Source organism: Pseudomonas antarctica (assembly GCF_900624995.1).
GTDB classification, from domain to species: domain Bacteria; phylum Pseudomonadota; class Gammaproteobacteria; order Pseudomonadales; family Pseudomonadaceae; genus Aquipseudomonas; species Aquipseudomonas antarctica.
In genome coordinates, this window is record NZ_UYXQ01000234.1 from 1 (window position 1) to 2,562 (window position 2,562).

The window sequence follows — 2,562 nt, forward strand, 5'->3', positions numbered from 1 at the left end:
ACGTCTTTCAACGCTGCCTTGAAATGGCGGTCGCAGATCGACTGTTCGGCGCCACTCTCGATCGAGGCTTCAATCGCCTCGTCGGCGGCGGTTTCCACCAGCTCGCTGAGGTCCGCGCCCGAGAAGCCCGACGTGTTCTTGGCCAGGAAGGCAAAGTCGATATCATCGGCCATCGGCCGGCCTTTCATCATCACCTTGAGCATGCTTTCGCGCGCCGCACGGTCCGGCGGCGGCACAAACAGCACGCGGTCAAAGCGACCGGGGCGACGGAATGCCGAGTCCACCGACCACGGCACGTTGGTCGCGGCGAGGATCAACACCCCGTGGTTGTCATTGGTAAACCCGTCCATCTCGGACAGGAACTGGCTGACCAGTTTTGACGACGTCGACTCGCGGGTGTTGGAACGTTTGCCACCCAGCGCCTCGACTTCATCGAAGAACATCACCGCCGGCGCCTGGGCCCGTGCCTGTTCGAACAGCGCGTGCAATTTGCGCTCGGATTCGCCGATGTACATGTCCAGCACATCGGAAATGGCCACATTGAAAAACGTCGCCTTGCACTCCCCGGCCGTAGCGCGGGCCAACAATGTCTTGCCACAGCCCGGTGGGCCGTACAGCAGCACGCCGCCGCCGACCTTCTTGCGAAAGCGCTGGAACAAGCCTGGTTTTTGATACGGCAGAATGATCTTTTTGTGGATGGTCTTTTTCAGCTCATCCAGGCCACCGATATCATCAAAGGTCAGGGTTTCCTTTTCCGGCACCAACAGGCGCACCACTTCGCTCTGGTCGGTGTCGTCATTGGAAATCACGCGCAGGCGCGGGCGCCCTTCGGCGGCCGGAAAATCCAGTACCGAGACATTCAAGCGGCGCCACAGCGCCATGTCTTCCAGCGCCGGATTGGCGTCTACCGCCGCGCGGTATTCCACCTGGGCTTCCTTGAGCCGCTCCAGCGCCGCCAGCGCGCGCGCCTTGAGCAGGCGCGCGGCGGGGTCTTCGCCTTCAATCAGTTGCAAGGCTCGCGCAGCATCGCCGGCGCCAAGGCACAGTTGCGCTGCGGCCAGTTTAAGGGCGGTGGCGTCGGCCCACTGTTCAAGGTCGGCCGGCAGTAGCTTAAGCCCGCGCTCATGCTCGCCGCGCTCAAGGCTGGCGCCGAGCAGCAGCGTCAGCAGCGCGACATTGCCGGGCGCCGCAGACAACGCGGCCTCCAACTGGTCGAACGTCGAATCATCCATGGTGCTTCCTTAACAGTTCAGTGACGGTACGCGCAGGCTCATGTGATCACCTGCGGCCGTTCAACATCGACCCACACAAACTTGCGCGGATCCAGCTGGGTTTCCTGATCCAGCCGGTAGGCCACCAGCTTGCCGTACAGCACGGCGCTGTAGTCCAGGCAGGCCAGGTTCGGGCGGATCGGTGCCGGTTTGCCGCTGCGCCAGTAATGCCCGACGAACAGCAAAGGCTCGTCGACGCCATAGCGCAGCAGGGAATTTTTTTCAGTCGACGACAGCGGCGTACGCGCCACAGGCTCCGGCAGCGCATCGGGCTGGAACACGATGTCGCCGTAGGTTTTCGGGTCGTCTTCCCAGAACTTGGTGCGGAAGAATGAGCGCGTCAGCCCATCGCCGCCGGTCAGCGTCAAGCCATCCGGCAGGCGCATGTCGGTGCCGCGCAGCAAGCGGTCGAAGGCGTTGCAGGCAAAACTGCCCGGCACGGCAGCGGCCTGCAGGAAGTGCTGGTCGATGCAGCCATCCGGGAACGTCGCGCGCAGCGGCTGGATAAAGCCCTCGTCCCAACACGCATGCACCACACGGAAACGCCCGGCGTCGACAAATAGCGGCATGTCGTAGAACCAGCCGAGAAAATCATGCCAGTCGGCCGGGTGTTGTTCGAATTGGGTCAGGGTTTCGTGGATCAACCGCGCATGGCGTGGGTTGTGCTCACGCACGAACTGCTTGCCGCTGCCCGGCGGCGCGGGTGTGCTCCAGCCCAGCGCGTTGAACTCGTGGTTGCCCATGATGCACAGCGCCTGGCCGGCCTCGGCCATGTCGTGGACGATATGCAGCGCCTCGCGTATACGCGGGCCGCGGTCGATGATATCGCCGAGGAACACCGCCATTCGCGACGGATGGCGCCAGGTGCCAGCCTGCTTGTGGTAGCCCAGCCGGTCGAGCAAGTGCTCAAGGGTATGAGCGCAACCGTGCACGTCACCAATCAGGTCGTAGCTGCGCGCGGGATCGAGCATCAGTCGCCTCCACCCCCCAAGCGGCTGCCCCAGCCCAGCTTGGTGCGGCACACTTCGTAGTAGTTGTGATCCAGCGGGTGGATCAGCCGCAGCTTCTGCGCCTTTTTGCTCACGGTGATGGTGTCACCGGGGGCGCAGGTGAAATGGTTCTGCCCGTCACAGGAGACTTGCGGGTAGATCTGCATGCCTTTGGACACCACGATTTTCAGCTCACTGTTGCCGTCGACCACAATTGGCCTGCTGGACAACATATGGGGGTACATCGGCACGATCACAATGGCGTCCAGCTTGGGGTGCATGATCGGGCCGCCTGCCGACAC

The 2,562-nt window shown here is 63.0% G+C and carries 2 protein-coding genes and 1 pseudogene; all 3 read right to left on the reverse strand.

What is annotated here, in order from left to right:
* A partial coding sequence (locus E0F99_RS29650) for an ATP-binding protein (protein WP_130909126.1) occupies positions 1-1,232 on the reverse strand: 1,232 nt, incomplete at its 3' end.
* Positions 1,233-1,270: 38 nt separating this feature from the next.
* The gene (locus E0F99_RS29655) at positions 1,271-2,245 is read right to left on the reverse strand and encodes a metallophosphoesterase (protein ID WP_407020290.1); all 975 of its coding nucleotides are present in this window, start codon (positions 2,243-2,245) and stop codon (positions 1,271-1,273) included.
* A pseudogene (ppnK, locus tag E0F99_RS29660) lies at positions 2,242-2,562 on the reverse strand (NAD(+) kinase); the annotation flags it as partial. The pseudogene ppnK and the gene E0F99_RS29655, both read right to left, overlap by 4 nt.